The 5,338-nt window shown below is 51.8% G+C and carries 5 protein-coding genes and 3 tRNA genes; 6 read left to right on the forward strand and 2 right to left on the reverse strand.

Translation table 11 applies throughout. The features are described 5' to 3' along the window. Window positions 1-369: 369 nt before the first annotated feature. On the reverse strand, window positions 370-1,071 hold the full coding sequence (locus FLS37_RS16475) for a hypothetical protein (RefSeq protein WP_157671056.1): 702 nt from the start codon (window positions 1,069-1,071) through the stop codon (window positions 370-372). A 331-nt stretch (window positions 1,072-1,402) separates the two neighbouring features. Here FLS37_RS16475 and FLS37_RS16480 point away from each other — a divergent pair, with 331 nt between their 5' ends. Beyond that, complete coding sequence (locus FLS37_RS16480; RefSeq protein WP_157671057.1) at window positions 1,403-1,606, forward strand: cold-shock protein; 204 nt, start codon at window positions 1,403-1,405, stop codon at window positions 1,604-1,606. A gap of 175 nt (window positions 1,607-1,781) precedes the next feature. Here FLS37_RS16480 and ilvD read toward each other — a convergent pair whose 3' ends face one another. Further along, window positions 1,782-3,641 carry a dihydroxy-acid dehydratase gene (gene ilvD, locus FLS37_RS16485; protein ID WP_157671058.1) on the reverse strand — a complete coding sequence of 620 codons (1,860 nt, stop codon included), beginning with the start codon at window positions 3,639-3,641 and terminating at the stop codon, window positions 1,782-1,784. Between the two features lie 168 nt (window positions 3,642-3,809). Between ilvD and lgt the strand changes: the two genes are divergently transcribed. The 5 genes from lgt to FLS37_RS16510 all read left to right on the forward strand — a co-directional run. After that, window positions 3,810-4,619 (forward strand): prolipoprotein diacylglyceryl transferase, encoded by an 810-nt coding sequence (gene lgt, locus FLS37_RS16490; protein ID WP_157671059.1) that lies wholly within the window; start codon window positions 3,810-3,812, stop codon window positions 4,617-4,619. Between the two features lie 99 nt (window positions 4,620-4,718). Then, window positions 4,719-4,804 (forward strand) — tRNA-Tyr (locus FLS37_RS16495). Window positions 4,805-4,854: 50 nt separating this feature from the next. After that, window positions 4,855-4,928, forward strand: a tRNA-Gly gene (locus tag FLS37_RS16500). 7 nt (window positions 4,929-4,935) lie between these two features. After that, a tRNA-Thr gene (locus tag FLS37_RS16505) sits at window positions 4,936-5,010 on the forward strand. A 53-nt stretch (window positions 5,011-5,063) separates the two neighbouring features. Continuing rightward, window positions 5,064-5,338: GTP-binding protein (locus tag FLS37_RS16510; RefSeq protein WP_232522652.1), on the forward strand; the 275-nt coding region annotated here is incomplete at its 3' end.

Genomic DNA, 5,338 nt, shown 5'->3' on the forward strand with positions numbered 1-5,338 from the left:
CCACACTGTCCCGGTTCTGCCACTTGTGAATGGTATCGACGGAGACGTTATAGCGTGCAGCCAGTTCGGCCTGAGTGCCGGTCGCTTGCTGAATTTCCCTGCGAATGGCAGGCGTGGTGCGGGCGTTTTTGTGTAATTGGACGATCATGTTGTCTGGGCCTTGAGCGTTGCCAGAAGCTTACCTAAACTCTCGCGAGCTAGGGCAAGTTTCCAGATGCGTTTACTCAGGCAATCGTCCGGGATGCGACAAGTAAATCAGTTTCATTTGCAGTGGCTTTAAGCCGCACAAATTCTGGATTCATTTTCGGGCGCTCTTTGGAGCGCCTTGTTTATTTGGATTTGGCGATTTGGCGCCTCAGAGCTGCGCAATTAAGCGTTCTGGTCGATTCGGGCTTCCTTGTTGCCAAACCAGTCGTAGAAGCGGTCGCCACCGCTAAGGTTAAGCAGTTTCAATACTAGGTCACCCATGACTTGCTCGTCGCCATCTTGATCTTTGAGTTTGAAGGGCAGCTGCACTGGCGTTGCGCTGATGCTATCGAGTAGCTCATCAGCTGTGCCCTGGTAATTCATGCCGCGTGCGGCGCTGGTGTCCGCAGGCTGTGCTGCTGTGTTCGGACTGCTAGTGCGTTTAGTTTGCTCTGTGTAGCTCATCTGCTGGCGTGATTCATAAGTCACCGAGAGCTCGAACTCAAATTGTCGCCCATCTGCCGTGCTAATGGTTCCGCGCCCGGTAAAGCTGCTGCTGTCGTTCAGGCTGAAGCTGGCGGAGCGGGTGCTGCTGGTGCCGTCGCTGCTGCGCGACAAACTCATGCTCGCTTCACTACTGGCGCTTAGTTCGAACTGATCAAAGCTGATCTGCATGCCTTTGGCGGCATCGCCAAACAGCTGGCTGGCAAATTGTCCTAGAAAATCCTGGGCCAGTTTGAGTGTGTCTTTCTGTAATGAGGCTACGCGCTGTTCGATTTTGTCGGTTTTGCTATCAGCAGCTTTGTTGTTGCGCTGAAGTTCGCCAACGTGATTGCTGCTTTGTGCGAACAGATCGCGACCGCTGAGTGCTGGAAGTAAGGACATGATGGTGGCCTCCTGAAGGCATTGAGTAGCTTATCGGATGAATGCGCACAAAGCTGAGACGAGACGGATAAATGGTGTGCAGGTGTCGATTTAAGTCATTGCTGAATATGCAATTGCCGGTTTCTTTTGGCTGCTTGAGCGGATTTGCCGCAAAAATATCGACCGTCTGGCTGTTTTTTCTGGAGCCAAAGCCAATATTTATCAGGCTTTGTGCTGTGCTTGCCGACAAAAACAGAAATAAAACCAATTTTTACCGAGCACAGCATGGATAGTTGTGTATGATGTAGGACTTGAGCGACTGCTCAATTTTATAGTTTAAGGTAAATTAAAGATGGCAACTGGTACAGTTAAGTGGTTCAACGATGCAAAAGGCTTCGGTTTCATTACTCCTGATCAAGGCGGCGAAGACTTGTTTGCCCACTTCTCGGCAATTACTACTAGCGGTTTCAAAACACTGCAAGAAGGCCAGAAAGTTAGCTTTGAAGTGACTAACGGCCCTAAAGGCCAACAAGCTTCAAACATTCAGCCTCTGTAATTTACTACAGACTCTGATGCTCGGAACCCAGCTTAGGCTGGGTTTTTTATTGGGCAGATTTTAGAATTTATGCGGGGTATTGCTCTATAGGTCAATATCTAATTGTTCTGTAGGGTAATACCCAGGCAATAAAAAAGCGACCCGCAGGCCGCTTTGTGTTTTTTTGTGTCAGGTATTAGTCTTTGCGCTCGACCTGCGATACATCGCGTACCGCGCCAGTGTCGGCGCTGGTTGTCATTGCGGCATAGGCGCGTAGCGCTGCGCTTACATAGCGCTGGCGATCAACGGGTTTCCAGGCGTCCTTGCCACGACTTTCCATCTCTGCACGGCGCGCGGCCAGTTCTTCATCGCTAACCAGTAGGTTGATCGTGCGGTTTGGAATGTCGATTTCAAGCTGATCGCCTTCCTGCGCCAAGCCAATTGCGCCGCCTTCTGCGGCTTCTGGTGAAACGTGGCCGATCGATAGGCCTGAAGTGCCGCCCGAGAAGCGCCCGTCAGTCAGTAGTGCGCATTCTTTGCCTAGTCCTTTTGATTTCAGGTAAGACGTTGGATAGAGCATTTCCTGCATACCCGGGCCGCCTTTCGGGCCTTCGTAGCGGATCAGTACCAGATCGCCAGCGACCACCTGATCAGCCAGAATGCCAGCTACTGCGTCGTCCTGGCTTTCAAAAATACGCACGCGGCCGGTGAATTTCAGGATGGATTCGTCAACGCCAGCGGTTTTAACAATGCAACCACGCTCAGCGATATTGCCGTACAGCACCGCAATGCCGCCATCTTGCGAGTACGCGTGCTCTTTGCTGCGGATGCAGCCATTTGCGCGATCTAGGTCCAGCTCGGGCCAGCGCATGCTCTGGCTAAAGGCGATCGTGGTTGCAACGCCGCCAGGTGCTGCACGGTAGAGCAGGTGTGCCAGGCTGTCGGGCGAGTTTTTAACGATGTCCCATTGATCCAGTCCTTCGCCCAGTGTTTTGGCGTGGACAGTCGGTACATCACGGTGAATCAGGCCTGCGCGGTCAAGCTCGGCCAGAATGCCAATCACGCCGCCAGCACGATGCACGTCTTCCATGTGGTATTTCTGCGTAGCGGGGGCGACTTTCGACAGGCAAGGTACTTTGCGGCTCATGCGGTCGATGTCTTGCATCTTGAAATCAACGCCAGCTTCATTGGCTGCAGCCAGCAGGTGCAATACAGTATTAGTCGAGCCGCCCATGGCGATATCAAGTGCAATCGCGTTTTCAAATGCTTCGAAGGTGGCGATATTGCGTGGCAATACCGAAGTATCTTCGCCTTCGTAGTAACGCTTGGCCAGTTCAACAATCGTGCGGCCTGCTTGCAGGAATAATTGTTTGCGGTCACCGTGAGTGGCCAGTAGTGAGCCATTACCCGGTAATGACAGGCCAAGTGCTTCGGTGAGGCAGTTCATCGAGTTGGCGGTGAACATGCCCGAGCACGAGCCACAGGTTGGGCAGGCGCTGCGCTCCACGGCGTCAACTTCTTCGTCTGACACATTGGGGTTGGCGGCTTCCACCATGGCGTCAACCAGATCAAGCTTGCGTGTTTCGCCGTGCCAGTTCACTTTGCCCGCTTCCATTGGGCCACCAGAAACGAAAATCACCGGGATATTGAGGCGCAATGCGGCCATTAGCATGCCGGGGGTGATTTTGTCGCAATTGGAAATGCAGACCATGGCGTCAGCACAGTGTGCGTTGACCATGTATTCAACTGAATCGGCAATCAGGTCGCGACTAGGCAGGCTATACAGCATGCCGCCGTGTCCCATCGCGATACCGTCATCTACAGCAATGGTGTTGAATTCTTTCGCTACACCACCGGCTTTTTCGACTTCGCGTGCCACCAGCTGACCCAGATTTTGCAAATGAACGTGGCCGGGTACGAATTGGGTGAAGGAGTTGCAGATTGCAATGATGGGTTTGTCAAAATCACCGTCTTTCATGCCGGTGGCGCGCCAGAGAGCGCGAGCGCCGGCCATATTGCGACCGTGGGTGGTGGTGCGGGAGCGGTATACGGGCATGATGTTTTCTCTAAGTGGCTGAAGCTGTGTAGCAATTGTAACAAAAAAACCTGCTTTGGCTTTCATGCTTCGCTGTGCTTGTAAATTGTAATTTGTACTCAAGGGTGGGTGATTGGGCTGATTGCCGGATATAATCGCAGCCACCCTGGACACCGAAAGCAGAAAGCCATGTTAGTTCATCCTCAGTTTGATCCTGTAGCCTTTTATGTTTACGGCTCATTTGGCGTTCACTGGTACGGTTTGATGTACCTGCTGGCCTTTGTCATGTTTTTGTTGATGGGGCGTTGGCGCATCCGGCGAGGGCAGCCTGCGGGCTGGCAAACCAGTGAGATGGATGATTTGCTGTTCTATGGTGTACTAGGGGTGATTCTCGGTGGGCGCCTGGGCTATATGCTGTTTTACAAATTTGATTACTATCTGGCCAATCCTGCTGAAGTGCTAATGGTTTGGAAAGGTGGTATGGCCTTTCATGGCGGGTTCCTTGGTGTGTTGCTGGCGATGTATCTGTTTGCACGCAAAACAGGCCGCAGCTTTTTGCAGGTAACCGACTTTATTGCGCCATTGGTGCCTTTGGGTTTGGCGGCTGGCCGGATTGGCAATTTTATCAATGGTGAGCTGTGGGGGCGCATGACCGATGCCACTATGCCGTGGGCAATGGTTTTTCCGCAGGCGCACGATGGTTTGCCGCGTCATCCATCCCAACTGTATCAGTTCGCACTTGAGGGAGTGTTGCTATATATCATTTTATGGATGTACTCAGCCAAGCCGCGCAAAGCGGGACAAACTTCCGGCTTATTCCTGCTGGGATATGGTTTCTTCCGGTTTGTTGCTGAATTTGCCCGTGAGCCTGATGATTATCTGGGTCTCTTAACCATGAATCTGTCGATGGGGCAATTGCTCAGCTTGCCGATGATTGCGGCCGGTTTGTTGCTCTATTGGTGGGCTTCAAAACAGAATTCATCGCCAACTGCGGCCTAATTGTCTTTTTGAAATAAGCCTTTATTGAAAAAAAATGGCGAGAGGGTGGAAAATGTTTGACGATATTGTTCATCCTCTCCATAATGCGGGTCTCTAAAGGGGGGGATTACCCCAGCGGTCAACGGGTCCGGACTGTAAATCCGGCGGCTCAGCCTTCGAAGGTTCGAATCCTTCTCCCCCCACCAAACACCCATGTGTTGCGGGTTTTGGTAGAAACGAATTTTAAGTACTAAGCGCGGGTGTAGCTCAATGGTAGAGCAGAAGCCTTCCAAGCTTACGACGAGGGTTCGATTCCCTTCACCCGCTCCAAAAAAATGCTGATGTAGCTCAGGGGTAGAGCACTCCCTTGGTAAGGGAGAGGTCGGGGGTTCAATTCCCCCCATCAGCACCAATTCGTAGTGTCATTATTCTGTTATTTCAAGTTCTCGAGAAGGAAATAAAGCGATGGCTAAGGAAAAGTTTACGCGGAGCAAGCCGCACGTTAACGTTGGTACAATCGGTCACGTTGACCACGGTAAAACAACCCTGACTGCTGCGATCACGACTGTGTTGACTCGCAAGTTCGGTGGTGAAGCTAAAGACTACTCACAGATCGACAGCGCACCAGAAGAAAAAGCACGTGGTATCACTATTAATACTGCGCACGTTGAGTACGAAACCGAAACTCGCCACTACGCTCACGTAGATTGCCCAGGTCACGCGGATTATGTAAAAAACAT

The sequence above is a fragment of the Chitinibacter sp. GC72 genome, assembly GCF_009760905.1.
In the GTDB taxonomy this organism is placed as follows: Bacteria; Pseudomonadota; Gammaproteobacteria; order Burkholderiales; family Chitinibacteraceae; genus Chitinibacter.